Below are 26,481 nucleotides of genomic sequence, written 5' to 3'. Positions count from 1 at the left end.
GAGGAGACGGATATATGCAAGCGCTTGCTAATGACGTGGAAATACGTGGCATTTACAAACGAATTGGCCGAAACGTGATCCTAGACGGTATCGATCTGGAGGTCAAGCAAGGTGAATTGCTCACCTTGCTTGGCCCTTCCGGTTGCGGCAAAACGTCAACGCTCAACGTGATTGCTGGTTTTCTCGACATCGATCAGGGGGATGTGTTTATCAAAGGACGTCGAGTGAATGATATTCCCGCCTACAAGCGCGATTTGGGAATGGTGTTTCAAACGTATTCATTGTTCCCGCATATGACTGTGTATGAAAATCTCGATTTTGGCCTGTCCCTGCGCAAAGTGCCGAAAGATGAGAAAAAAAGGCGCATCCAGAAAGCACTGGAACTAGTGAAAATGACCGGGCTGGAAGACCGGTATCCGCGCGAACTGTCCGGCGGTCAGCGGCAACGCGTTGCTATAGCTCGGGCACTGGTGGTGCAACCGAAGTTGTTGTTGCTCGACGAACCATTGAGCAATCTTGACGCCAAGTTGCGTCATGAATTGCGGGCCGAAATCAAACGGTTGCAAAAAGAAGTAGGGGTCACCACGATTTTTGTCACGCACGATCAAGAGGAAGCGCTTTCCATGTCTGACCGGATCGTCGTGATGAACAAGGGCAAAATTGAACAGGTCGGAACGCCGACCGAAATTTATATCCATCCGCGCACCGAATTTGTCTTTCAATTTATCGGAAAATCAAACCAATTACAAGGAAGAGTGAAATCGATCGACAGCCGGATGATCAGTGTGGAACTAGAGGATAGCGGCCAAGTGCTGGTCGAAGCGGAGAATGTGATGGGATCGGATCGTACCTGTACGAAGGGGGATGCGGTCAAGCTATACATCCGCCCGGAAAAGTTGATGATCCAGCCGGTGGAAAACACGAATCCCAACTACAATTCACACACCGCTACCATTGTCCAGATGAATTATCTAGGCTCTGCTTGGGAAATTGAAGTGTCACTGCTAGGTAAACGGATGCAGGTGTTGCATCCTTCAATCGAAGCGGGCTGGACGATAGGAACTGAGGTGATGGTCGGATGGAACCCGTCAGATATGATGATCGTCAAGAAATAGTCAGCTTGCGGTTGCAGCCGGCTGTATCAGGAAAACGCAGGAATTTGAAAAAGTATCTGTATGCCGTGCTGCTGTTGCTGCCACTGTTGCTGTTTATCATCGGTTTCTTTGTGGTCCCGATGCTTTATATCCTGTATCTGAGCTTTATTGACACAGAAGGCCCGGGTGGGACAAATGCAACCTATAGCATTAGCAACTATGGCCGCTTTTTCACCGATCCCTATTACTTACATTCTCTCTGGTTGACGATCAAAGTGAGCCTGTACACGGTGATCGTGTCATTGCTTCTCGGCTATCCGGTGGCACTGACGATGGCAAAATGCTCTCCCCGCGTCCGGGGATTGCTGACCCTGCTGGTGGCGTCGCCGCTTTTGATCAGTATTGTGGTTCGCAATTTTGGCTGGTATTTGCTTCTGTTGCCAAACGGAACGGTCAATCAACTGTTGATAGGCCTTGGTATCACTGAGTCGCCACTGAAACTTTTGTTTTCGGAAGCTGGAGTTGTCATCGGATTGTCGAACGCGTATCTGCCGTTTATGATTTTGTCCATCGCCACCAGTTTGTACAATATTGATCCGTCTCTCGAAAAAGCGGCCGCCATTCTCGGCGCTAGTCCATTCCGTTCATTTATATCGATCACTCTGCCACTCAGCCTGCCTGGCATTGTGTCCGGTATGGTGCTGGTGTTCAGCATGTCGATGAGCGCTTACGTGACCCCCGCTCTGATGGGGGGAGCGAATGTGCCGATGCTGCCGGTGGTGGCATATGACCAGATCATTAATCTGTTACGCTGGACTTACGGGTCGGCCGTCTCGTATGTATTGCTTGGCATCACATTGGCCATCGTCACCATTTTTACGAGAATGATGGAAAAAGGACGGTACCGGGAGGTGTTTCGCTGATGAAAATTTCCGGAAAAATCAGGGTTGCGGTGGCTGCGATCAGCCTGGTTTATATCCTGATCCCATTGCTTGTCACGATTCCGGCTTCTTTTACTAGCGCAATCTATCCTAGTTTTCCGCCAAAAGGATTTTCGTTGCAGTGGTATATGAAATTGCTGGAACGGCCGGAATTTGTCGAGGCTTTCTGGAACAGCGTCAAGTTTGCTTTTCTAGCAGCATTCTTTTCCGTGCTGCTGGGGACTCTGGGCGCACTTGCGATTGCCAAGTATGACATTCCGGGCAAGAGTTATCTGGTATCGTTGCTGACTGCCCCATTGACGGTACCGCAATTGGTGCTGGGGGTCGCCTTATTGATTTACTTCACGCCGCTGCTGTTGGCAGGAACGCCGACCGGATTTTTGATCGCGCATATTGTCATCTGCGTACCATATGTGATCCGGTTTGTACTGACCGGGTTGAGCGGTTTTGATTACACGCTGGAGCGGGCGGCAGCGATTCTCGGAGCCAGCCCGGTAACCGTTTTTTGGAGGGTGACACTGCCGCTGATCCGGCCAGCGATCCTGTCTGGGGCTCTGTTTTCCTTTTTGACTTCGTTCGATAACGTAACTGTCTCGCTGTTTATGGTATCTCCCGATATGCGAACACTGCCGCTTGAGATTTTTTCAAACATGCAGGATGCGTACAGTCCAATCGTCGCTTCTGTATCAAGTGTTGTGATTCTGATTTCGGTGATCCTGATCCTGATTCTCGAGAAAATTCACGGCGTCGGACGCCTGTTGGGAAGCGCCCACTAATCGACAGCATGTAATCGACAATGCTGTCCCGTTTCTCGTTCGAGCATAGGAAGTCACAGGGAGACACAGCCGGACAGATCGTGAAGTTGCTACGGGTACTGGGCATCATGGAGGTGGCGGTGAGAGATCCAATTCGAGCAATGACAGAAGTGATGGAACTAGGGCAATTTCCGAACGGAACGCCGGTGTTCCAGAACCGAAAAGCGTATGAGAGCGACGGCGTGGTCATCGATCGGATCAATACACACATATGTCCTTCAAGAGTCGTGTGGAAAGCGGTTTGTGCAAAATGATGGTGGTAAGGGCTTGGCAATCTGATCGGGACTGCCAAGCCCTACCGTTTTGGCATGAGAGGATTGCGCGAACTGCTTGTACCATTGGCCCGGATGGTAATGGAAACATGTCCGGTGTTATACGGGCTCGGCATACTGGAAAATGAGTTTGACCAGACGTCGGACATTACAGGAATTGAACCTGCGGAAATCCTGCCGAAAGAAGTGAAACTGCTCAAACAGGCGTGATGGATGTCTCTAATCTGTTTGAAAACGACCATCTTCCTCCATCAGCAATTTGCATTCTTTACATTTAAATAGATTAAAGAAAAGAGGGGGAACTGTATGAGCCGCATAGCCGTCATCGGTGGAGGCATCGTCGGGTTGGCTGCCGCATATGCCCTCAAACAAGCCGATTCAAGCGCCGAAATAACCATCATGGAAAAAGAAAGTCGATGGGGAGCGCACCAAACCGGGCATAACAGCGGCGTCATCCATTCGGGCATTTACTATAAGCCCGGCAGTTACAAAGCACGATTCGCGAGATTGGGTGGAGAAATGCTCATCAATTTTTGTCGCCAATATGACATTCCCTTTGAACGATGCGGAAAGGTGATTGTGGCGACGGACGAACAGGAGCTTCCGCTTTTGAAAAACTTGTATCACCGCGGATTGAAAAACGGGCTGGATCTGGAACTAATCGATCAAGATCGCTTGCGGGATTTTGAGCCTCATATCAGCGGTATCGAAGCCATCCGTGTGAAAGAAACGGGCATCGTCGATTATACCAAAGTTTGCGAGATGATAGCGTCATTGTTGAAAGATGCCGGCGCCGAGTTGCTATTAAATACAGAAGTAGAACGAATCGTAGAAAGCAGCCTAAAAGTCGACGTTATCACCAATCGCGGTGCCCGATCCTTTGATTTCGCAGTCAACTGTGCGGGGCTCCATAGCGATCGCATCGCACGGGCTTCTGGAATTATCACCGATTTGAAAATTGTTCCGTTCCGGGGAGAGTACTACAAGTTACGTCCCGAAAAACGCTATCTGGTGAAAAATCTAGTTTATCCCGTTCCAAATCCGCAATTCCCGTTTCTCGGCGTCCATCTTACGCGGATGATTAACGGCGAAGTCGAAGTTGGACCGAACGCCGTACTTGGTTTCAAACGTGAAGGGTATAAGAAGACAGATATTGACGCAAAAGATGTGCTGGATATTTTCTCTTTTAAAGGCTTTTGGAAGCTTGCCTTTAAGTATTGGCGCGAAGGAATGGAAGAGATGGTTCGTTCGTACAGTAAAAAAGCTTTTCTAAAGAACCTGCAACGTTTGCTTCCAGAAGTTGAAATGGATGATTTGATTCCGACAACTGCGGGCGTGCGCGCCCAAGCGCTACGCGCTGATGGCACGCTTGTTGATGACTTTTACATCATTAATACGAAACGTACGGTTCATGTGTTGAACGCTCCTTCGCCCGCCGCGACGGCTTGTCTCCCGATTGGCGAAGAGATCGCCCGCCGGGTAGCTGATTTGGCGTTGATCGCTGGTTAAAATGTCTAGGATATTATCGAGCATATGCTGAAGAGATAAATAACTAAATTTATTCATATGATGGGACACCTATGGAGCAAAGGAATCTTATTCCCGTTATTAATAATCTAGGTTTCCCCATCATTGGATCAATAGTTTTTTCAATCTGTAAATACAACATAAATTCATTGGATAATCAACGACCGATGATGATAATCAGTAAAAATGATGATAAAGCACAAAAAATTCTTCGGAACTTGGGGTAGCAAGTTCCGAAGAATGGATGGTTATACCTACGCGCCTGCATTTATACCGTTCATTGTAGCACTATGAAACGATAATGCGTTTCGGCCCATTTTTAATCAGCTGATCTACATCGTTTATTAGCGTGTAAATATCATCGTACGGTTGATCAATTTGCAGCATTTTCCGCAGTATGAAACGCGCGTCTTCGGAAATGGATAGCTCCTCTTCCCAACTTTTTTCTTCCTCTGTTTTCGGCTCGTACGAGGAATATAACAAAAATAAGGTAAAGTGCCCTAACGCGTAAAAATCGCTTTTTGGATGAATATCGCGCCGCAGCTTTTTTTCGGGCACATACGTTTCGATATGAGGAACGGACTCACCAAAAAAACGCGCCAATCCGAAATCGATCACAAATACGGTACCGTCGCGCAACAAAATATTCGGGATGCGCAAATCGCGATGGACAATGTGGTTGGCATGAATATATTCGACTACGGCGAGCACATCCCGCAATAATTGAAATGCTTCTCGTTCTGTATACGTTTTTCCCTTTTCGAAAATAAGCGCTTCAACTGTCTCTCCTTCGACATAGTCCATTACGAGATGGGGCGTTCCATTTTCCAGGAACATGTCATATAACGCGGGAATTTGCGGATGCTTAAGCCGCATTAATATATCCGCTTCCCGCTGGAAGGACAGTTCGCTTTCTTTCCCTCTTGTTTTTCGACATTGTTTGACAACGACTTTCCTGCCTGTCTGTAAGTCGTTGGCCATGTAAGCAATGCCATAGCTTCCCATCCCAAGCTCTGCTACAATTTGATAGCGGCGCCGAATAACCTTCCCTTTTCGATACGGACGTTCGAATAGGCGAGCAAGCGCCGGGTGACGATACAAAAAACGCATCATTAGCTTCCGAAAAAGCTTGAAAAGAAATTGCCGCTATGATGTTTCTTTTTATAATACTTATGACCGAAGTGGGAAGGATGGATATTCGCATAATGCTTCGGATAATGGTCACTGCTGCTGTAATGCATTTTATGGTGCTGATGAAGCATGTGTTCTTTCAACAGTGCTTTGATGATTTTCTTTAACATATGATCTCTCCTTTACGATAAGATTACTCTATATTTATATACGAAATAGGAATAAGGAAGTTTCATGATTAACGTCCGTTTAGAGGGATGGCACCATGACATGGAACGATGTCATCCGGTTTAATCGTTGTACCTTTCTTTTTTTATATCGCCGTAGCGTTCTTTTCATTTAAAAACATTATAAATGACCACCGATAAGATGATGGGACTTAGAGGTATAGGAAGCGTTCGTGACAAAGACGCAACAGGTATTACGGATAATAATAGCACAGTTTACTCATCACATAAATTGGTGAAAAAGGAGCTGTATGTTTTAAGACAATCTTCTGCTTTTTTTATTTGGATTCGTCCATTTAAGGGAAAGCGAAAGTTTATCCATTTCCGAAGTTTCCAGAAAGATTGGCCATAACTGGAGAACAGTCAAAAAATATGCGGATGGAGATATTAGCGGACAAAAAATTTTCAAAAAGAAATGGGAGATGATGTACGAGGAAGGATATGGAGAGGTCGTCGATGATTGGCTAGTAGAAAACGCGAAACTGCCTCAAAAAGATCGAAGAACAAAACGGGATTGAGAGCTTGCAAAAAGAGTATGGGTTTCCAGGTTCTTATTGTGCCGTATGTGCCTATATTCAAGAACGGAAACCACAATTGAAGGCAGAAAAAGAAATATGAACAGGTGTAGGGGACAATCTGTTGTTTTAAAATAGGATATTTTTCCTATAAAAATATAATTCTTTAGTCCGACATTAAGTATGTGAATAAAAGAAGTTTTGTTGAAGGAGCAATTAAAGAGGGCAATTTAATGAATGATCTCAGCAAAGAAATCAAGGTTACTAACCGATAGTGACCTTGATGTTTATTATGAGAACACTGCTTTTTTCTTTTATTCAAAGTTTCCCATTGATGAAACTTTATATTAAAGAAACACAATCTTTTTACTTGAGGAAGGTGCAGCAAGATGCTTCTCATCAATGATCAAATCATTTCCCCTATTCTAGCCGAATCGTTACAAGAGCTTAATGTGCCCGTTTTCAAACAAGGCAACCATTCCGAAATGTTAAAATCCTTACAAGGAATGGAAGCTAAGGAGTTTTTCTCTCTTATCGACGAACACCAAAAGTTGTTGACAAACTCAGAAAGTTGCTTAGCATTGCTTGAATCTTATGCTCCTAATAGTGTTCAAAATCATTGGGCAAAACAATTAAAAGATAAAGGAACGTTCCGTCAAATTCTTTCGAATATGTACCCTGATTATTTTTATAAGGTAGTAAACATGGATGAGCTTTATAAAATTCCGGTAAAGGATATTCCTTTTCCTGTTGTAATTAAGCCAAGCAAAGGATATTCCAGTGTCGGAGTGTATAAAGTGAAAAGTGCAGATCAATGGGAAGATACTTTACATAAATTAAATACAGATCTACTTTTTATAAAAAACATTTATGATAAAGAAGTGATTAACGGAGAAAGCATTTTAATCGAAAAATGGATATTCGGAGAAGAATATGCCGTTGACAGTTATTACGATTATAATGGTGATCCTGTGATTTTAAATATTTTTAAACGTTTGTTTAAGGACGAATATGATACGTCGGATCGAATCTACTATACGTCCAAACAAGTCATCAATGAAATTTACGATGACATATTGACTTTTATGCATAAGTTTAGAGAAATCGTCCCGGTAAAAAATTTCCCCATTCACTTTGAAGTGAGAAAAAGTAATTATACCATCATTCCGATTGAAATGAATCCGCTCAGATTTGCTGGGGCAGGAACAACAGATCTTGGGTATTATGCTTATGGATGCAATGTATATAAGCATTATTTTCAAGGCACAAGTCCGAATTGGGAAGAAGCACTTCACAATATGGATCAAAGTATCTACAGTTTCTTCTGCGCGGAAATTCCGATGAACATTTCACAAAATCTTATAAAATCTATTAACCATCAGTCGTTTAAAAAGCAGTTTCAACAAATTTTAGAATACAGAGAAATACAAGCAACAAATGATAGAACATTTGCCATTGTATTTTTCAAAAGCGAAACAATAGAAGAGCTTTATCGATTACTGCAAATGGATTTACGCCCATTTATCACATTAAAGGAAATGGAACATTCAAGGGAGAGATAAGGAATGAGAAATGCAATTTGGAAAAAATCGATTAAAGCGCAATTAGTGATTAGTTTTTTATTCCCCTTTCTTGTATTTTCACTGATTCTTTTTGGATTTGTTCGATATGTATCAGATTACATTATTCAAGAACATGTTATCCCGCAGTTTGATGAACGGTTAACAGAAAATGGACGATTATTAGCAGAGACGATTGATCCGGATTTAATTAAGAATACAATGGCTTTCCCAGAGAAATATGGGATGGAGCTGAAGCAGAAATTAGATTCATTTATTGAAAGAAAAAAAGGAATCGAATATGTATATGTACTGTCTAGAAAAAATGGAAGGGATGTCATTGTTGCTTTAAATGGCAGTGACAAATTTATGGTTGAGTCTCCGTTTACGAATGATCAAAAATTATCATATGAAAAAAAAGAGAGTGTTTTAAGTTCCATTTATAGAGATAAGTGGGGCGTCCATAAATCATTTTTCATTCCTGTAGATGGTGTGGATGCCATCGTCGGAATAGATATGAGCGCTAAATTTATCGACCATCTACAAAAGTGGATAATGACCGTTTCTCTTATTTTAACAGCTGTGATGATTGTTATCGGAATCGTATTAGCTTTATTCATTGGAAATAGAATGTCTAAACCTCTTCATCGTTTAGTGCAATATACGAAAACCTTTTCTACTGGAGATCTTAGCCAATCGGTAAATATTAAGCGAGAAGATGAGATAGGGGTCTTAGCAGATAGCTTTGAAGAAATGAGAAAAAATTTAAGTCGCATCATCGATAATGTAAGAGAGAAATCCGAAGCAATTCATCATACTGGTCAAACTCTTTTAGAATCCTTTGAGGAATTAGCTCAAGCTTCTAAACAGATTGCAATGAGTACAGATGAAGAGGCAAAAGGGTCCGAAGAAAGAGCTAATCATATTGACCGAATTTCAAATATGATGTCTGAAATGTCAATAGCGATATCCAATGTGGATGAACAAACTAAGTTGATTAAAAACCTTACCGATCAAACAAGTCAGCAAGCTGAAAAAGGAAATGTTCAAGTTCAAATGATTACCGAACAAATGAACAAAATAAAACAAAATGGCATGGTGAGTAAAGAAAACTTATTTAATCTGAGTAAAAAATTAGAACATATTAATGAAATCATTAAGATTATCCAAGACATTTCGTCCCAAATCCATCTTCTTTCTTTAAATGCATCGATTGAAGCAGCTCGTGCCGGAGAAGCCGGTAAAGGATTTTCGGTTGTTGCCCAAGAAGTTCAGAAGCTTGCAAATCAAACTGATGAATCCATTAAAACAATATCTGAAGCGATAGGTGAAATCCACGAACAGGCTAATATCGTGCTAAATCTGAACCAACAAGATTTTGAAGATATTGTAAAAGGTGTTGAGATTGTTGAGGATAATGGACGATTATTTAATTCTATTTTTGCATCAGTAGAGCAATTGGCAAAAGGAATTGATACGATTGCTAAAAGTACAGAAGATCTGCATCAAGCATCTGACGAAATTTTAACATCCATTCAAGAAATTGCTGCAATTTCAGAGCAGGGAGTGGCTGCAACTCAAGAAATTTCTGCTTCTGCTGTTCAGCAAAACAATACAATTGATTATTTAAAACAACAAAATTCAGAGTTAAAACTCTTGGCTGACAACCTCCAAGATATGATTAAGCGATTCAAGACAAGGGAAATTACAACAAAATAAAACGAAACTTCAATTGGTAGAGAAATTTCTTCATCTCCAGCTGATAGTATTGGTCAAGTAGAGCAACAAAATAATGAATGCTCTGTCTTTAACAATAGGCAGAGCATTTTTGTTTTTAGTTCTTCGGAAGAATAACTGTTTTATTGGTGTTATGTCAAGAAAATTGGACACGTTAAACAGAGAGAAAATCTCTTGCTGAAACAGCGTTTTAGATGGAGTGAGAAAATGATGCTGAAATTAGGGAATTTTAAGGTTCTTACGCAAATTTGGTGAACTATCGAACGGTAGCTAAAATTACAAGATCTTTGTTCGATTTTTTATGATGAACTATCTTTATAAATGTAGAAAAGTGCATATATGATTACTTTGTTTCTTTACATTTTTCAACTGATCACCAAAAGAACGTAAGAACCTGTCATAGTCAAATTAAAAGATAACACTCTAACGATTTCATTTTTCACTAAACGCAATCTGTATACCAATCAGCCCTAATAACAAACCTTTTACAATGTTCATTCGTTTTGCGATGAACGAGTTGGTAAGCAGGACATGGCGCAGTTTCTCTGAAAACACGCTGACAGCGACAAAAATCACTAAAGCCTGAACCAGAAAAATCATCCCTAAAATCAACATCTGCAACGTAATGTGCCCCATCGATTTATTCACAAATTGAGGCAACAATGCCAAAAAGAACAAGGATACTTTTGGATTAAGCAGATTCATGAGAATTCCTTTTTTATACAATGATGGATACTTGAAAGGCTTGTGATGGTTAATAGCAAAGCCTGTTTCTTTTTCCTTAAATGATTGCCATGCTAAATACAGCAAATACGCCGCACCCGTATATTTGACGACGGTAAAAGCCAAAGCGGATTGATAAATGATGGTGGAAATCCCAAGCGTTGCAGCCGTGATATGCACAATAAGGCCTGAACAAAGTCCCAGCGCCGTGGCGATTCCTGCTTTTTTGTCCTGTGAAATACTTTGAGCAATCACAAACAAAATATCTGGCCCGGGCATTACTGTCAGCAATATCGCCACTCCTAAGAAGGACATGGTTAATGTGAAATCCATTTACAACACCTCTCTTGGATAGAATAAAAGGCCATTCTTCGCTTTCTTTTCCTTCGCTTTATTTCGTGGAGAAACAGCTTCATTCCTTCTTCATAGGATAATAAATTAGTGTTTTATCGGTGTTTTCGGCAAAGAAAAAATAATTCTTACGTTTTTTTTGGTGAATGAGTGAAGGTTTTTCTTTTTTTGGAATTTGTTGAAGGGTTTTTAGATGTAGACGTCGAATGTTAATTAATAGAAATGGAGTTACATGTTTCAAGAAAGGTGCCAGTATGAGTTTGAAGAAATTTCATACACCTTTGACTGAAGCAGAAGTAGAAAGAGATATATCAATTATTAACACCAAATCAGCGTCGACGGATGGATGCTTTTACAAAGCGGAGCAAAAAAAGCGAGTGGTTGGAAGTTTTCGCATTAAAAAAGGAATTACAGTAGCAGAAGATATGGATACGCAATTTGCGTATGTATTATAAATGAATAGGAGATGGTGGAATTTGCCTTTAAAAAATTATGGAGTTCTAAAGGGAAAACCCGTCGACTCTATGATGGGAAGAGGGGAAAATCCACATTATCAAGTTCTTGTCGAGGATGAGGAAGGGACTAAGTATCGAATCGCCATTAATATTAAATCTCAATCTTATCCTTCAGAAGTATTATATTTCGTCGGTGAGGATTTCCACTCGGAAGACATTACAAAGTTACCTGACTTAGATTTTGGCTTTACTCCTATAAAAAATAATCATCCAGACATTGGACTTGATTATATACGGGGAAATTTATTAGATCCTAGAAAAATGATTCCCCTCCCAGCTGATGTAGAGGGTCCAGATAACGATTTGAACGAAAAGATTCAACATTATATTAAGCAAGCTATTGATAAGAAGGCAATCATATACGCTTTTGGAGAGAGATGGGGCCCAGAGCAAAATAAGCCTGATAAGTATTTTGGTTTTTTGCCTGGTAATGGCATACATGATATTCATATGAACCAAGGAAATGTGGGAAGATGGAAAAAAGATAACGGGATATGGCAAGATGGGGGGATTCTAATACATTTTGAACAAGAAAAAAGGTGGGTAGCCATTTTTCTCGCTTTCCAATCTCAATCCTGGTGTACAGATGAAAAGGGGAATGCAATCAAACCAGTAGAAGAATGTAACCATAAAAATGTTAATCATCAGCAAACAATGTCTTTATAATTAAAAAAATATTTTCGACTGGACAATACTATCTAGTTAGCGACAAAAAGTGGGTGGCCACCGTCTACCCAATAAAAATAAAGCGGATCCTTTGAGAAAGTAAAAAATATACAAATGATGTAAAAACAAAAGCAGGAGGCTGTCCTTAAAAGGTCGTTTTACCGACCGTTTGGGACAGCCTCTTTTTGTCGTGTATCCGACTCACGATGAAGTAGATCGTCAATGATATGAACAGCATTTCTTGCATTTACGCAAAAGGAACATTTTTGATGCTTGTTATAAGAGGTATACAAAATTAACATTACCTTAATATGGCCTTTCTTGAAAAACACCACATAGACGTGATACAATGCTATCGATTTTCGATATCGAAAATCGATAATGAAGGGGATCATGATGGAAAATAAAGTGTTACGTAAATTGTTTCTTGGTTTTATTCAAATACACATTTTACATCATGCGAAAAAAGAGCCCATATTTGGTTCATGGATGTTAGAAGAACTAAAAAAACATGGTTATCAGATGAGTGCTGGAACATTGTATCCTTTACTGCATGACATGGAGTTAAACGGTCTATTAGAAAAAGAAGAAAAAAATGTTGAAGGGAAGATTAGAAAATACTACAGAACAACGGAAAAAGGAAATGAGGTACTTATAAAAGCGAGAGAAAAAGCCTACGAGCTATTTAAAGAAATAAAGGATTAACGAGCTTCAATTATTTTGATGAATTAATCGTACACACTTTGGGTTGTACGATATTTGTAACATATATCATGACCATTTATCACTAGGGGGGAATAAGAAGAGATGGACCAAGAAAATGAGATGCAACGGGAACAAAGAGGTTCTGTTTGGGAAGTATTGAAAACAGCTACTCGACTAGGATTGACGTCTTTTGGAGGGCCTATTGCTCATTTAGGATATTTTCGAGAGGAATATGTGAACCGGCGAAAATGGTTAGATGAAAAAACATATGCCGATTTGGTAGCACTGTGTCAATTTTTACCGGGTCCGGCGAGTAGTCAGGTTGGAATGGGGATTGGGTTTATACGAGCTGGTTTTTGGGGCGCTATCGCCGCTTGGCTTGGATTTACTCTCCCTTCCGCCATTGCGCTTATCTTGTTTGCCTACTTTTTGAAAGGAACTTCCTTCCGTGAGACAGGCTGGCTCCATGGATTGCTGGTTGTGGCGGTCGCTGTAGTGGCTCAAGCGGTGTGGGGCATGGCCAAAAACTTTGCGTCCGATCGGCCGCGTGCCACCATTGCGATCGCAGCAGCTATGTTGGCTTTAATGATTCCGAGCGTTTTTAGTCAAGTGGGAATCATCGTAGGTGCTGGTATCGTAGGATGTTTTTTGTCCCGAAACACGCCAGATTCAAAACCAGTTCCGATTTCTATCTCGTTTCATAAAAAGGCAGCCGGTATCTTACTCATTTTATTTTTTGCTTTGTTAGGGTTACTTCCTGTAGTCCGTCAGTTCACTGGTTCTAATCTGGTTGCACTCTTTGATAGCTTCTATCGATCTGGCGCTTTGGTATTCGGCGGAGGACATGTTGTGCTTCCCTTGCTGCAAGCAGAAGTGGTTCCTACAGGATGGCTAACAGCCAATCAATTCTTAGCTGGGTACGGAGCAGCACAAGCAGTACCAGGGCCATTGTTTACCTTCGCATCGTACTTAGGAATGGCTAGTTTCGGATGGAAAGGAGCTGTAGTGGCAACTCTTGCTATCTTTCTACCTTCTTTTCTGTTAATCCTTGGAGCCCTTCCTTTTTGGAATTGGCTTCGTCATCGCCCCCGTTTTCAAGCAGCACTATATGGTATCAATGCAGCTGTTGTAGGAATCTTACTTGCAGCACTATATCATCCTGTATGGACGAAAGCAATGAAAAGCCCGTTAGATTTTTGCCTTGCTTTAGCCGACTTTGGCCTATTAACGGTCTGGAAGTGTCCGCCTTGGATTGTCGTTGTATTTTCCGCCGCCGCAGGAGCTCTTCTTTTCTTTATTTCGTAAAATATCCACCGGCAAAGAGTTTTTTGGTTCTTACGCCATTTTGGTGATAGGAAGTGGCTAATCGAGAAAATCAGTGTGCAAATTAGAGGTTTTTAGTTTCTCATTCTCATTATCTCGAATTTTCACCAAAAGAACGTAAGAACCATTTTATCATCGTCATGGACATAGGGAGGGCCGCTCAAGTTCCAGCCGTGTATAAATACGGAGTTTATATATCGTGTATTTATCATATGGGAATTTATGTAGAATAAGATGTTGAACCTTTTTTATTTACGGTCTTTACACGATTCAAGCGTTGTACGCATCTTCAAGAATGTGAAGATAATCCTTGGCCGTCACAGTCCGGATGTTGCTTGGAGTGGATCCGTTTTGCACCGCCAGTTCCACAATTTTTCCGAAGTCTTCTTTACGCAAACCAGGTAAGTCTTTTAGTTTTGGAATGTCCAAACTGCGGGTGAACGCCTCGATGCCCTGGATCAATTGTTCGACAGCTTGTTCATCCGAATCAGATTCTGCCGCAAATTTCATATACCGCGCCAATTTTGCATGCATTGCTTTATTCTCTTGCGCATTAAATTTCAACACAAACGGCAAAAATACAGCATTTGCAACACCATGCGGCGTATCATAGAGCCCGCCTAGAGCCTCCGCTAAACAATGGACAGCCGCTACGTCTGCGGATCCGAAACATAATCCCGCAAGCAAACTAGCCAACAGCATGTCGTATCGGGCTTTTTCGTTTCGGCCATCCCGATATGCTTCAGGAAGTGCTGACACAATGATTTCCATTGCTCTTGCTCCCATTGCTTGCGATATTGGATTCGTCACTTTGCACGTATAGCCTTCGATTGCATGAACTAATGCATCAACCCCAGTCGCAGCCGTAACGGATTTAGGTACGGTGAATGTAAGCTCCGGATCAAGAACAGCCAATACCGGACGAAGCGCAGCATCTTTCAATGTCAGCTTCCGGTGGGTGGAAGCTTCCGTAATAACGGACGAACGGGTGACTTCGGAGCCTGTCCCCGCTGTTGTCGGGACACAAATAATGGGAGCTACGTTCTCATACCGCCGTTTTCCTTCTGCATATTCAATTGGTGTCCCGCCATTTCGTCCAATGAGTGCAATCGCTTTTCCCGTATCCATCACACTTCCACCGCCGATGGCGATAACGGCATCAGCGTTCTGTTCATTAAAATACTCCGCACCTTTCAGGCATTCCGTGTCGCGCGGATTTTGCGATACGTCATCAAACAACGTTACGCGATAGCCGGCTGACTGCAATTTTGCTTGAATCGGTTCAACTAAGCCGGTCTGAACGACTCCCGGGTCACTAACAAGTAAAATCGATTTTCCAACTTGCAGTGATTCCAACAATTCCGGCAGCTGCTTTGCTTTCCCCATTCCCATTTCAATGCGTGTCGGGCAAAAATAATGAAAACTGTTCATATGTCTCCCCCTTAAGCAACTGGAATAAAATTATGAATATTTTAATTTTAACTCTGATTGATCTGTCATACAAATCAAATAAATCGCGTTATCGGGGAAACCACTTTAAAATCCTCCCATGGCGGAGGTTTTTTGTTTTCTTAAGGCATAATTTATGGGTTTGGTAGATATAACAAAGTAAAGACAATTTAGTACAAGAGGGATGATGGATGAACTCCATTTGGCTTTTAGGATTTTCTGCTTCTGCTATCGGAATGTTATCTGGTGGAGCGATTGCTTGGTTGTTTCAAGGCTGGCAAAGAGGAACGCCAACCATTTTTTCCATATGTAGTGGAATGATATTCGGGCTGGTCACAATGGAAATTTTGCCTGAAAGCATAGAAATTGGAGGGTGGTTTATTGCTATTGTCGGATTGATTTTTGGTTATTTTATATACAAGTATCTAGAAAAGGTTTCTCATCATGTGGTCATTATTACCAATGACGCTAAAAAAGACTTATTTGTACATTCTGGTCTAATTTTAACATTCAGTATTGCCCTACACAATTTTCCAACAGGCATCGCACTTGGAGCCAATACTCACGATTCATTGACTAAACCAATGCTGACTACGATCATGCTTCACAATATTCCAGAAGGGATTGCTGTTTTTACTCCCTTGCTGATGGCTGGGTTTGGAATTTTCAGCATCATACTTGGGGCAGCCATAGCCTCCGCCCCCGTAGGAGTTGGAGCCTTTATAGGAAACAATTATGGAATGGGGGTTCCTTGGTTAGTAGCAATGATTATCGCATTGGCAATGGGAGTAATGCTTTTCGTGACGGGAAAAGAGATTTTCGGGACAGCTTTACGTACATCTACCAAAATATACTGCGTTATCATGGCTATAATCGGTTTTGTATTGGTTTCATTTTACTTGTTTTTTCTATAAAAGACTTTACTAAAAAAGTGCAAGTCATTGACCATGCTGAACATCATTAAGGAGGCGTTTTATCATGCATCATCACCATCATTCTCACGACCACCATGGTCACCACTATCACCACGGACACCATCACGATCACGGAAGGGAAGGTAATAAAAAAGGGGTTACGATTGCACTTCTCATTACCGCTGGAATTATGTTATTAGAGTTTTTCGGAGGTTTAATCACAAACAGCCTAGCCCTTCTTTCTGACTCTGGACATATGCTTAGTGATGCCAGTTCCCTTGTTCTTAGCTTAGTTGCTATTTGGTTTGCTACCAAACCAGCTTCGCCTAATAAAACGTATGGCTTTTATCGTTTTGAAATCTTGGCCGCTTTGTTTAATGGAGTTACCTTGTTTGTTATCGCCGGGTTTATCGTATGGGAAGCTATTCAGCGTTTTTACAACCCACCAACCGTAGCTAGCGGCTCTATGATGCTGATTGCGTCCATCGGTCTTTTTGCCAATCTTTTAAGTGCATGGGCGTTAATGAGAAAAGGGGATGTGAAAAATAATGTCAATCTTCGTAGTGCCTATCTTCACGTTATCGGTGACGCTTTAGGTTCTGTAGGTGCTATCATCGCTGGGCTTGCTATGTGGCTCTTTGATTGGTATGTGGCAGATCCCACTATTTCCATTTTGGTTGCTTTATTAATTTTGAAAGGTGCTTGGGGAGTGATTAAACATACGGTTCACATTTTGATGGAAGGAACGCCCATTACCATTGACCAAAATGAAGTGAAAAAAGCCTTAGAAAGTATCGAAGGAGTGATTGACGTTCACGACCTTCATATTTGGACGATTACATCAGGGTTGGATTCATTAAGTTGCCATATTTTGATTGAAGATCATCAAGACAGCCAAAAGGTTTTACAAGATGCCATTCACATGATTGAAGAAAAATTTAAGATTCTGCATACAACCATTCAAATTGAAACCTGTCAAATCCATCACGGGGAAATGAAAGTCTAACCCTTTTCGGAACGGATGGAAATGCAACAAAACGTTGATGTTCTTGTTATCGGTGCGGGTCAGGCAGAATTAGCGATGGATATTATCTTGTTTGCCATTGTTGGCAAGGAAAATCGGTTACAGAAGAGAATTTCAAACGAACGACTTCTTGTTTCGGCTCTTCGGAATAAGTGTTAAAAGTTTGTCCTTTCTTCGCCATAAAAAATCTCCTCCCAAGTAGACTCTTAAGAACATCATATCAAATGTCCTCTTTTTTCGCTGTCTACTTGTAGGGGAGAATACCACTTCTTGTTAGAGAGTGGCTTTGTATGAGTACAATTATTACATGTTACAGGGCCTGGTATGTAAGTGAATGAATTGCTTCATGCATATTGCTTTATCTAAGAGGAGAAGAACCGTGTTTTATTTTATCATTTGCCCATCAGTCTCGTTAAAGCCATCCCAAAAAATCCAAAACTCATTCCTATGAGCCATCCGATTTGGGGACTTCCTAACCAAGCTCCCAATCCTCCACCGAGAAACATACAGCCAACAAACACTAATCCTCCAACGGCCCATTTTTGCTGCTTCATAATTCACCTCCTTTTTTAATTAAAATATTATGTAGCTAAATAACTTTTCTTGCACATAATACGTTATAGGTATTAGAGCCTCTTAGGTTATATGAACAAAATATCCCTTTAGCAACAATTCCAAATTCCAAAATCTTATCCGTGAAATGAAGCAGAAAGAAAATTAGTAAGAGCTTGCAATGGGCATTACACTGCAAGCTTTTTGTATGCACTCGCGGTCATGTTACGAACACCTTGTAAGCAGTATAGAATCATTGGGTTCGGAGACTAATAAATGAGCATTAAAAGCTTGCTGATTTCTTAGATCGCACCATTACTTTTAACATCAAAGGAAGACGATTTTTATCGTCTGCAGGAAAGCCCTTCTTACTGCATGTGTTATATTGCATCTTTATGCATAAATTCGAATTTTTACTTTAGTTTTGCAACGCTATTTTATACTTAATGTAAGATGATAATTTAGAAATATTTTACTTTTTGTTTAATGAAAGCGATTTACATCATTGATACAATGTAGTATTAGAATAATCCACAGAATTAGCGATACTAAATGCATTGTGGTAACAGTACTTTCTTCCATGTTTTAAACGTTTCTTTAGCAGCTGATGCGGCTTTATTGACATCTTTTTGGTAGAGATCATCAGCTGACACATGTTGCATAAAATAAATAGTTTTCAAGTTATTTATTTTTTAGCACTTTTTCCGTTACCTACTGTTCGGATATACCTCTAAATATCGGCGTTTTTAAAGATTAATTTTTGAAAGGGATGTGTTTATGAAAGCAGACATTGTATTTATAAACGGAGAAGTTATTACAGTAGACAAAAAGAATTCAATAGTCGAATCTGTAGCTGTAAAAGGTAACCGTATCGTAGGTGTTGGTTCAAACCAGGAAATTAAATGTTTTATTGGGGAAGAAACAGAAGTTATTGATTTGGAAGGAAAAACACTTCTTCCTGGATTTATTGATTCTCATATTCACCTGATTTTATATGGTGTTTTTCAGTTAGGGGTAAGCTGTAAAGCTCCTCATATCGACTCTGTTGCAGCTGTGTTAGATGCTCTGAAGAAAAAAGCACTGGAAACTCCCAAAGGTGAATGGATACGAGCTTGGGGATTTAACGAAACCGCGGTAAAGGAAAAACGTTATCCAACGATTGCTGAGCTAGACGCAATTTCAACAGATCATCCAATTATCGTATCTCGTACTTGTGGACATATCAGTGTGGTAAACAGCAAGGCGCTGGAGATGGCGAAAATTGACGAGAATACATCAGACCCTAAGGGAGGGGTGATTGAAAAAGATCAGGCAGGAAGGTTGACAGGAAGATTAATTGAAGCAGCAAATATGAAAATGAACGAAATAGCGAGTTATACAGAGAGCGAACTTATGAAGGCAGTGAAAATAGCATCAGATCACTTCATTGCAGCAGGCATTACAAGTATTCATGAAGCAGGTGCATTTGGCCCTGATAGTTACCGTTTGCTACAAAAAGCTGTAAAAAACAAGGATATCCGTGTTCGTATATATGCTATGATTTCTTCGTTAAATAATTCCCATGAATTTGTTGACAAAATGATCAAAGCTGGAGTAATAACCGGTACTGGGGATGAAAAGTTCAAAATCGGACCGGCTAAATTGTTTATAGATGGAAGTAGCACAGGTCCAACCATTGCAACTCGCGACCCTTATTCAAGTGATCCTAACAATTCAGGCATTCTTTATTATAGTGAGGAAGAAATCTATCGAGTCCTAGGCGAGGCACATAAAAAAGGATATCAAATCACTGTGCACGCCCAAGGAGATAGAGCCATTGAAATGTATTTAAATTGTGTGGAAAAAGCGTTGGAGGAATTTCCAAGGAAAAACCATCGACATCGGATCGAGCATGCAGGCATTTCAACACCTGATTTACAAGAAAGAATAAAAAAACTTGAACTTATCCCTATTCCAAATCCTCCGTTTCCATATGAATTTGGTGAGATATATATTCACAATTATGGTGATCGTGTCAATTATATGTACGCTATTCGGGACTTTATGGATAAGGGTATCATGGTAGCAGGTGGTTCAGACTCACCGATTACTGATTATAATCCTTTATTAGGAATTCATACCGCAGTTAATAGAAAAAGCCAATCTGGAATGGAGATTGGAACTAATCAATCCATTAGTGTAATGGAAGCGATTAAACTTTATACATGGAATGGTGCTTATGCAAGTTTTGAAGAAGAGATAAAAGGAAGTATAGAAGTCGGAAAGTTAGCGGATTTAGTTGTTTTGAGTGATAGTATTCTGCATGTTAATCCAGATAAAATTAAGGATTTTAAAGTAGAAGCAACAATGATTGATGGTGAGATTCTCTATCAAAGAGGAAATTTGAAAAGAGGGAAATGGAGTTGAAATGATGTAACTTGTGTATGGTTATTTCAAGGTAAAGTTCAAGTAAAATTTCTTATCAACTGGTTCTCCACGGTAAATTTTGCAAAAAGTTTGTTCTGAAAATTCGGTAAACAGATTACCCGGTTAGTTAAATGATACGAAAGTCACAAATATATTATAGGATTACTAAATTATTTGAAGAAGGAGTGTAAATGATGGAACAACAAAAATTGTTAATTAATGGGGAAAGGCTAAAAAATACGCTTGAACAATTTGCAAATTTTGGACGTACAGAAAACAATGGAGTAACTCGTTTATCATTGTCTGAAGAGGATAGATTAGCTCGAGATTATTTTTGTTCTTGTTGCGAAGAATTAGGTATGTCCATAAAGATCGATGATATGGGTAATATTTATGCTACTTTAGAAGGGCTTGAAAACAAGCCGCCAATAGTGATCGGTTCACATTTAGATACTGTAAAAAATGGCGGACGGTTTGATGGAGTCTTAGGAGTGGTTGCTGGTTTAGAAGTGGTAAGAACATTATTAGAAAATAATATCAAACCACTAATCCCAATCATGATTGTTAATTTTACAAATGAAGAAGGTGCTAGATTTGAACCTTCATTGATGGGATCTGGGGTTCTTTCAGGTAAATTCGAAAAATCTATCATGCTACAAAAAACAGATGCTGATGGTATCACTTTTGAAGAAGCATTAAATTCCACTGGTTATGCAGGTAAAGAAGAGGCACGTTTGAAAGAAGCTACTGCTTTTTTAGAATTACACATTGAACAAGGTCCAATTCTTGAACGAGAATCATGCTCTATTGGTATCGTTGAATGTGTAGTTGGTATGGTGTGCTATGAGATTGAAGTAAATGGGGAATCTGACCATGCAGGAACTACTCCTATGGACATGAGAAAAGATGCTCTTTTTGCAGCAAACAACTTAATAACTGAAGTAAGGCAAAAAATGAGTGCGCTTGATAATGAATTGGTGTATACCATTGGAAGAATGAACGTATTCCCTAATATACACACGGTTATTCCAAATAAAGTTGTCTTTTCATTGGAAGCTAGACATAAAAATCCAGCGGTTATCAAGCAAGTGGAGGAAATTATCCAAGGACTTGCACAATCATCTTTCAAAGAAGGATGTGAAATCAAAACAAAAAAATTATGGGATCGGGATACGGTTTGGTTTAATAAGCAAATCTGCGATCTGTTAGAACAATCTACAAAAAAATTAGGCTATTCCTATAAAAGAATGGTTAGTGGCGCGGGTCATGACGCTCAATTCATAGCTAGCTATATACCAACTGCCATGGTTTTTGTTCCAAGCATCAATGGAAAGAGCCATAGTGAAGATGAACTTACCACTTGGGAAGATTGTGAAAAGGGAGTAAATGTAATATTAGAAACCGTTCTTGCAATGCAAAAAAATTTTAAATCATAAAAAACATCTTGGCTAGAGGGGAGGGATATTTTGAAATATATTAAAATTTTGCTCTGGGTACCTTTTATAGGATTGTTAGGTTTCTTGTCCTTTGCGAATAAAATAGAGCCATATGTGTTAGGAATGCCTTTTCTTTTGTTTTGGATTGTATTTTGGATGGTACTTTCTTCGGTTATTTTAACGATTGTGTATAGATTGGATCCCGATAATAAAGGGAGGGATCCAGAATGAATATATCCTTAATTATTATTTTTATGTTCTTAATCCTAGCTCTTTATTTAGGAATAAACGCAAGAAAAGGAAAAGATATGAATATGCAGCAATTTGCTGTTGGTGGCAGAGGCTTTGGAACCTTGTTCGTTTTTTTGTTAGTCGCAGGTGAGGTTTATACAACGTTTACGTTTCTAGGTGGAAGTGGGTGGGCCTACTCAAAAGGAGCTGCAGTTTATTATGTTCCCACATATATATGTTTGGCATATGTGCTATCTTATTGGATTGTCCCTAAAATTTGGAAATATGCTAAGGAACACAGTGTTATCTCGCAACCTGACTATTTTGCATCTAAATACAACAGCCGTTCAATGGGGATTATAGTGGCTATTTTGGGAAGTATGGCCCTTGTACCTTATATAGTTATACAAATTAAAGGATTAGGAATAATTGTTTCAGAAGCTTCTTATGGAGCCATTTCACCAGTTGTCGCAAGTTTTATAGGCGCAATAGCTGTAACTACTTATGTAATAATCTCTGGTATCCATGGTTCAGCGTGGACTGCTGTAATTAAAGATATTATGATTTTAGTAGTTGTTGTATTTTTGGGAATATATATTCCTATCCACTACTTTGGCGGAATTCAGCCAATGTTTGAGTCAGTTCAGTCTGTTAAACCTGAGATGCTGACATTGTCAAATCAAGGGCTAAGTATATCTTGGTTTATCTCAACGGTTCTTTTAAATGCTGTAGGTTTTTATTTATTACCTCATTCTTTCTCCGTCGTTTTATCCGCAAATGGAGAAAAAACACTCCGTAAAAATGCTATTACTTTACCTTTATACACTTTATTATTGCTTTTTGTCTTTTTCATAGGCTTTACGGCTGTTGTACAGATTCCAGGTTTGCAAGGAGCCGAAGGAGATCTCTCTCTTTTAAGATTAGCGATTGAAACTTTTGATCCATGGGTAATTGGTATAGTCGGAGCCGCTGGTTTACTGACTGCTTTGGTGCCGGCTTCTGTTATGCTAATGTCTGCATCTGTTGGTTTAACAAAAAGTTTTTACAATGCCATTGTTCCAAAAGCTACGGAAAAACAGCAATTAATTGCATCGAAATTATTTTTAATTGGAATTTCTTCTGTCGCTTTAATCTTTACCATAACAGGTGGAGAAGCACTAGCCATACTAAACATCATGTCATACAGTCTTATTTCTCAATTAGCACCAGCATTGTTTTTTAGCTTTCCAAAAAATAATCTTATCAATAAGTACGGCGCCATTACAGGAATTGTTGCGGGGGTGTTTATAGTTTTATATGCGACGATTTTTCATGTAAAGATCGCAACTTTCTTTCCAAATGTGCCCCATGTAATTAATGATATCAGCACAGGAGCAATCGCATTATTAATAAATACTGTAGTAACTTTAGTTGTTAGCATTTTTACTAAAAATATGGATATTAACAAGAAACAAATGAGTGATATTGAAGCAAGTAATTATTAATTTATAATTTGTGAAAATTATGTAATTTTTTAGGTGGTTAGGTGGTGGTCGAATCCCTCTGAGACCCAATAACTAACTATGAAACTCATTCTTCCCATAAAAATTTTACAAACATTCTTCTATTAGCATTGATCATGAAAATGAACAGCTATTTTTAATTGATCAAAATAACTTTTCCACTTTTGATTTTCTCAAAATACCCATTCATTAATGCAAATCATAAAAGTAAAGGAATGACCATGGGAGGGAGGGGAGTAACCGCTCCTTTTTTCCTTTTGTTCCAAAGTTTAGTTCAACGATTTCAAATCTGCGCATATCCGTAGTGGCCAGCAATTTAAATAGATGATTATACAATGCTTTTCTGTGTTATTGTCTTTTTCTAAAAAATGAAACAGCTTCTGTAGTTCTAGTCAGTAGTTTTTTATTAAGCTATCCTGAAAATGAATATTTTCATCCTTCTGGTGGTGCCGCAATTATGCGGCATGGTTGTCTCCCATGGAAGAACGAGTTACCTTTCATCATCTGTGGTGAAGCCGCTGGCTAAGGGGGCAGAAAAGATTGAAGGAGCAAGGAATTCAATCTTAAATCAAATAATATTAAACGTGATATTAAACAAAAGAGGAAGGGTATGGGGGAATGGTTGTTCTTGAAACACAAAGGTTGATATTAAGACAGTATAAAGATGAGGATATTACTCCTCTACATCATATTTTTTCTGACCCAGAAACCATGAAGTTTTATCCAGCCCCTTTTAGCATTCAGCAAACTCAAGACTGGATAAAACGAAATCAAGATAGATATCGGAATGATGGTTATGGATTATGGGCGGTTTGTTTGAAGGAAACGAATGAATTGATAGGTGACTGTGGTCTTGTGAAACAAAAAATAAATGACAGTATAGAAGTGGAGATTGGATACCACATGAATAAAAAATATTGGTCCAAGGGATTCGCAACAGAAGCTGCCAAAGCGTGCAAGGAATATGCGTTTGATAAATTGGGTTTAAATAAGCTGATAAGTATTATTGACCCAAAAAATGTTCCATCCATTCGTGTGGCAGAGAAGATTGGTTTCACTAAGGAAAAAGAAGTATTTATTTTCGGTAAGAACCATTATATATACTCGGGGGTTAAAGAAAGTAACGAAGGGTTATTGAACTAAGGGTGCAATAGTTAAATAAAAATAAAATATGTATAAAAATGCTACCTTACATCATAAGGTGGCTTTTTCATTTGGTCGAAGATTAACAATTAACGATAACAGAGCCTAAACAAAAGGTAAATTGTATTGAGCAAAAAATATTATCAGAAAGAAAATAGAAAAGTGTAACCAAGGGGGTTCCACAAACGGAGGCATTACTTCAACAAGCAGGAAGTAATGCTTTTTTGTTGAGGGTTTGATTATTCTAATTTCTATAAGTGGCTTTTGACTAATGTTTCACTTGCCATCTTGAGAAGAACAACAAATAACATTATTCAAGTTCTTCCTAAAAAAGATGAAACAAGGAGGTTAAAATTACTAATTTTTATGTTAAAATGATTTTAATTTAGTTAGGAGAGGTGAGTTTAGTTGAGTAAAGTAGAGCAGAGTACAAAATTAGATTTAGAACGAATCATTTTTATTGGCAGAACGTTTGAAGAGTATATGGACATGTTTTCTCTTTCAATGGAGGAGCTAAAGGGAAAGAAAATACTGGATTGTCCAGCAGGAGCATGTTCGTTTACGGCATTAGGTAACAAGTTAGGATTAGATGTAACCGCATGTGATATCGCCTATTATCATTCGGTGGAAGACCTTGAACTTAAAGGTTTGCAAGACATTGAACATGCGATGGAACAAATGGAAAAAGCGAAAAATAATTATATTTGGGATTATTTTAAAGATGTAGAAGGTCTCAAAAAACATCGTTTGAGTGCTTTAAAAGATTGTGTTAACGATATGAGGGAGTCTAACGAACGATACATTCCAGTTGCTTTACCTTCTTTACCATTTAAAGATGAGGAATTTGATGTTATTCTTTCGGCACATTTTCTATTTATGTATGCTGTCCGATTAGATTATCCATTTCATATAATGACGCTAAATGAGTTATTAAGGGTTTCTAAAGAGGAAATTCGGATTTTTCCTTTAGTGGATTTAGAAGGAAAACGATATGAGCATTTAGATAATTTAGTAAATTACCTCACAGAAAATGGATGTACGGTCGAAGAGGTGAAAGTTCCATATGAATTTCAGAAAAATGCTAATTCGATGTTAAAAATAAAAAAAGGGTAACAGAAAGGACGGCGTTCAGCGTCGTCCTTTTTCTATTAAATAAACCTTTGTTGAAACTAACAGTCGGCTTTACTTGAATATGGAACGCATATTTTATTCATTTCCCAAAGTGCCTTAAAAACGAAAGCTCTTTGGATTATGTAGTTATTTATAATTTTGAGCAAAAGCTTATTTCACTATAAGACCCCATATTTAGAAAAAGGATAATAGCATAAATTGTTGAATTTCATAAGGTAGGGGGTGGATATCTATTGCGAAAGTTGTTGCTGACAGGAAAAAGAATATCTCTGCGGACACCAACGCAGGATGATTTGCCAATTCTATATAACCTGATATATGGTGTGGAAAAAGTACGATGCTCCTTATTATCCGCTTGAATTTTGTACCTTTGAAAAGTTTGCTAAGAGAATGGAAGAAAGAATGAGTGTTACGGATGTACCAAGCCAAATGATTATGGAATATCAAGGACAAATTATAGGTATGGTTAGCTATTATTGGGAGGATAAATGTACACGATGGCTTGAAATGGGAATTGTCATATATTCTCCTGAACATTGGAACGGTGGACTTGGAACGGAAGCATGATCTTTATGGATTGACTATCTCTTTT

Annotated in this window: 25 protein-coding genes and 2 pseudogenes; 22 read left to right on the top strand and 5 right to left on the bottom strand. The window is 39.4% G+C overall.

Features of this window, described 5'->3' with window-relative positions; translation table 11 throughout:
• Window positions 1–14 precede the first annotated feature (14 nt).
• The 6 genes from BV455_RS19210 to lhgO all read left to right on the top strand — a co-directional run bounded on the left by BV455_RS19210 (window position 15) and on the right by lhgO (window position 4,631).
• Window positions 15–1,115: an ABC transporter ATP-binding protein gene (locus tag BV455_RS19210; RefSeq protein WP_061578696.1), complete on the top strand. Its 1,101-nt coding sequence runs from the start codon at window positions 15–17 to the stop codon at window positions 1,113–1,115.
• Window positions 1,079–2,017 (top strand): ABC transporter permease, encoded by a 939-nt coding sequence (locus BV455_RS19205; protein WP_218687575.1) that lies wholly within the window; start codon window positions 1,079–1,081, stop codon window positions 2,015–2,017. Before BV455_RS19210 ends, BV455_RS19205 begins: the two co-directional genes overlap by 37 nt.
• Entirely contained in the window at window positions 2,017–2,811 is a 795-nt protein-coding gene (locus tag BV455_RS19200; protein ID WP_017435392.1) for an ABC transporter permease, read from the top strand. The genes BV455_RS19205 and BV455_RS19200 overlap by 1 nt, the downstream gene beginning before the upstream one ends.
• A 119-nt stretch (window positions 2,812–2,930) precedes the next feature.
• Window positions 2,931–3,104, top strand: a complete 174-nt coding sequence (locus BV455_RS19195; protein WP_201028850.1) for a hypothetical protein — start codon at window positions 2,931–2,933, stop codon at window positions 3,102–3,104.
• 63 nt (window positions 3,105–3,167) lie between these two features.
• Entirely contained in the window at window positions 3,168–3,332 is a 165-nt protein-coding gene (locus BV455_RS19190) for a hypothetical protein (RefSeq protein ID WP_017435391.1), read from the top strand.
• Between the two features lie 96 nt (window positions 3,333–3,428).
• Window positions 3,429–4,631, top strand: a complete 1,203-nt coding sequence (lhgO, locus tag BV455_RS19185; RefSeq protein WP_081162230.1) for an L-2-hydroxyglutarate oxidase — start codon at window positions 3,429–3,431, stop codon at window positions 4,629–4,631.
• A gap of 306 nt (window positions 4,632–4,937) precedes the next feature.
• Here the strand turns inward: lhgO and BV455_RS19180 are convergent, their stop codons facing one another.
• Window positions 4,938–5,762 carry a serine/threonine protein kinase gene (locus tag BV455_RS19180; protein WP_026078482.1) on the bottom strand — a complete coding sequence of 275 codons (825 nt, stop codon included), beginning with the start codon at window positions 5,760–5,762 and terminating at the stop codon, window positions 4,938–4,940.
• Window positions 5,762–5,950: a hypothetical protein gene (locus BV455_RS19175; protein WP_218687574.1), complete on the bottom strand. Its 189-nt coding sequence runs from the start codon at window positions 5,948–5,950 to the stop codon at window positions 5,762–5,764. Before BV455_RS19175 ends, BV455_RS19180 begins: the two co-directional genes overlap by 1 nt.
• A 326-nt stretch (window positions 5,951–6,276) precedes the next feature.
• Between BV455_RS19175 and BV455_RS20855 the strand changes: the two are divergent.
• From BV455_RS20855 to BV455_RS19165, 3 genes and pseudogenes are all read left to right on the top strand, one after another.
• Window positions 6,277–6,619, top strand: a pseudogene (locus BV455_RS20855) (IS21 family transposase); the annotation flags it as partial.
• Window positions 6,620–6,911: 292 nt separating this feature from the next.
• Window positions 6,912–8,084, top strand: a complete 1,173-nt coding sequence (locus BV455_RS19170) for an ATP-grasp domain-containing protein (RefSeq protein WP_061578701.1) — start codon at window positions 6,912–6,914, stop codon at window positions 8,082–8,084.
• A 3-nt stretch (window positions 8,085–8,087) separates the two neighbouring features.
• Complete coding sequence (locus BV455_RS19165) at window positions 8,088–9,800, top strand: methyl-accepting chemotaxis protein (RefSeq protein ID WP_190977470.1); 1,713 nt, start codon at window positions 8,088–8,090, stop codon at window positions 9,798–9,800.
• Window positions 9,801–10,250: 450 nt separating this feature from the next.
• Here BV455_RS19165 and BV455_RS19160 read toward each other — a convergent pair whose 3' ends face one another.
• Window positions 10,251–10,874: a LysE family translocator gene (locus tag BV455_RS19160; RefSeq protein ID WP_061580057.1), complete on the bottom strand. Its 624-nt coding sequence runs from the start codon at window positions 10,872–10,874 to the stop codon at window positions 10,251–10,253.
• A 272-nt stretch (window positions 10,875–11,146) separates the two neighbouring features.
• Between BV455_RS19160 and BV455_RS19155 the strand changes: the two genes are divergently transcribed.
• The 4 genes from BV455_RS19155 (at window position 11,147) to chrA (ending at window position 14,083) form a co-directional block, all read left to right on the top strand.
• Window positions 11,147–11,347, top strand: a complete 201-nt coding sequence (locus BV455_RS19155; RefSeq protein WP_061580058.1) for a hypothetical protein — start codon at window positions 11,147–11,149, stop codon at window positions 11,345–11,347.
• Between the two features lie 21 nt (window positions 11,348–11,368).
• Window positions 11,369–12,073, top strand: a complete 705-nt coding sequence (locus BV455_RS19150) for a DUF2278 family protein (RefSeq protein ID WP_190977469.1) — start codon at window positions 11,369–11,371, stop codon at window positions 12,071–12,073.
• Window positions 12,074–12,469: 396 nt separating this feature from the next.
• Window positions 12,470–12,778 (top strand): PadR family transcriptional regulator, encoded by a 309-nt coding sequence (locus BV455_RS19145; protein ID WP_175244587.1) that lies wholly within the window; start codon window positions 12,470–12,472, stop codon window positions 12,776–12,778.
• 102 nt (window positions 12,779–12,880) lie between these two features.
• Window positions 12,881–14,083 carry a chromate efflux transporter gene (gene chrA, locus BV455_RS19140; protein WP_218687573.1) on the top strand — a complete coding sequence of 401 codons (1,203 nt, stop codon included), beginning with the start codon at window positions 12,881–12,883 and terminating at the stop codon, window positions 14,081–14,083.
• A gap of 288 nt (window positions 14,084–14,371) precedes the next feature.
• Here chrA and BV455_RS19135 read toward each other — a convergent pair whose 3' ends face one another.
• The gene (locus tag BV455_RS19135) at window positions 14,372–15,532 is read right to left on the bottom strand and encodes an iron-containing alcohol dehydrogenase (protein ID WP_061580061.1); all 1,161 of its coding nucleotides are present in this window, start codon (window positions 15,530–15,532) and stop codon (window positions 14,372–14,374) included.
• Between the two features lie 209 nt (window positions 15,533–15,741).
• On the opposite strand from BV455_RS19135, the gene BV455_RS19130 reads away from it, so the two are divergent.
• Both BV455_RS19130 and BV455_RS19125 read left to right on the top strand, forming a co-directional pair.
• Window positions 15,742–16,464 carry a ZIP family metal transporter gene (locus BV455_RS19130; protein ID WP_081162448.1) on the top strand — a complete coding sequence of 241 codons (723 nt, stop codon included), beginning with the start codon at window positions 15,742–15,744 and terminating at the stop codon, window positions 16,462–16,464.
• Between the two features lie 64 nt (window positions 16,465–16,528).
• Window positions 16,529–17,470: a cation diffusion facilitator family transporter gene (locus BV455_RS19125; protein ID WP_218687572.1), complete on the top strand. Its 942-nt coding sequence runs from the start codon at window positions 16,529–16,531 to the stop codon at window positions 17,468–17,470.
• 410 nt (window positions 17,471–17,880) lie between these two features.
• Here the strand turns inward: BV455_RS19125 and BV455_RS19120 are convergent, their stop codons facing one another.
• Window positions 17,881–18,042 carry a hypothetical protein gene (locus BV455_RS19120; RefSeq protein ID WP_218687571.1) on the bottom strand — a complete coding sequence of 54 codons (162 nt, stop codon included), beginning with the start codon at window positions 18,040–18,042 and terminating at the stop codon, window positions 17,881–17,883.
• Between the two features lie 775 nt (window positions 18,043–18,817).
• Here BV455_RS19120 and BV455_RS19115 point away from each other — a divergent pair.
• The 7 genes and pseudogenes from BV455_RS19115 to BV455_RS20850 all read left to right on the top strand — a co-directional run.
• Entirely contained in the window at window positions 18,818–20,446 is a 1,629-nt protein-coding gene (locus BV455_RS19115) for an amidohydrolase (RefSeq protein WP_218687570.1), read from the top strand.
• Between the two features lie 194 nt (window positions 20,447–20,640).
• Complete coding sequence (locus tag BV455_RS19110; protein WP_218688073.1) at window positions 20,641–21,882, top strand: Zn-dependent hydrolase; 1,242 nt, start codon at window positions 20,641–20,643, stop codon at window positions 21,880–21,882.
• A gap of 30 nt (window positions 21,883–21,912) precedes the next feature.
• Complete coding sequence (locus BV455_RS19105; protein ID WP_218687569.1) at window positions 21,913–22,113, top strand: DUF3311 domain-containing protein; 201 nt, start codon at window positions 21,913–21,915, stop codon at window positions 22,111–22,113.
• Entirely contained in the window at window positions 22,110–23,597 is a 1,488-nt protein-coding gene (locus BV455_RS19100) for a sodium:solute symporter family protein (RefSeq protein WP_218687568.1), read from the top strand. The genes BV455_RS19105 and BV455_RS19100 overlap by 4 nt, the downstream gene beginning before the upstream one ends.
• A gap of 636 nt (window positions 23,598–24,233) precedes the next feature.
• Window positions 24,234–24,758, top strand: coding sequence for a GNAT family N-acetyltransferase (locus tag BV455_RS19095; protein WP_218687567.1), 525 nt, complete (start codon window positions 24,234–24,236; stop codon window positions 24,756–24,758).
• A 408-nt stretch (window positions 24,759–25,166) separates the two neighbouring features.
• A complete protein-coding gene (locus tag BV455_RS19090; RefSeq protein WP_218687566.1) occupies window positions 25,167–25,871 on the top strand; it encodes an SAM-dependent methyltransferase in 705 nt (234 codons plus the stop codon).
• A 260-nt stretch (window positions 25,872–26,131) separates the two neighbouring features.
• Window positions 26,132–26,453: pseudogene (locus BV455_RS20850) on the top strand (GNAT family N-acetyltransferase); the annotation flags it as partial.
• Window positions 26,454–26,481: the final 28 nt, after the last annotated feature.

The organism is Parageobacillus caldoxylosilyticus (assembly GCF_019272935.1).
Taxonomy (GTDB): domain Bacteria; phylum Bacillota; class Bacilli; order Bacillales; family Anoxybacillaceae; genus Saccharococcus; species Saccharococcus caldoxylosilyticus.
The sequence above is the reverse complement of the archived record's forward strand: the minus strand, read 5'-3'. Positions and strand labels throughout refer to the sequence as shown.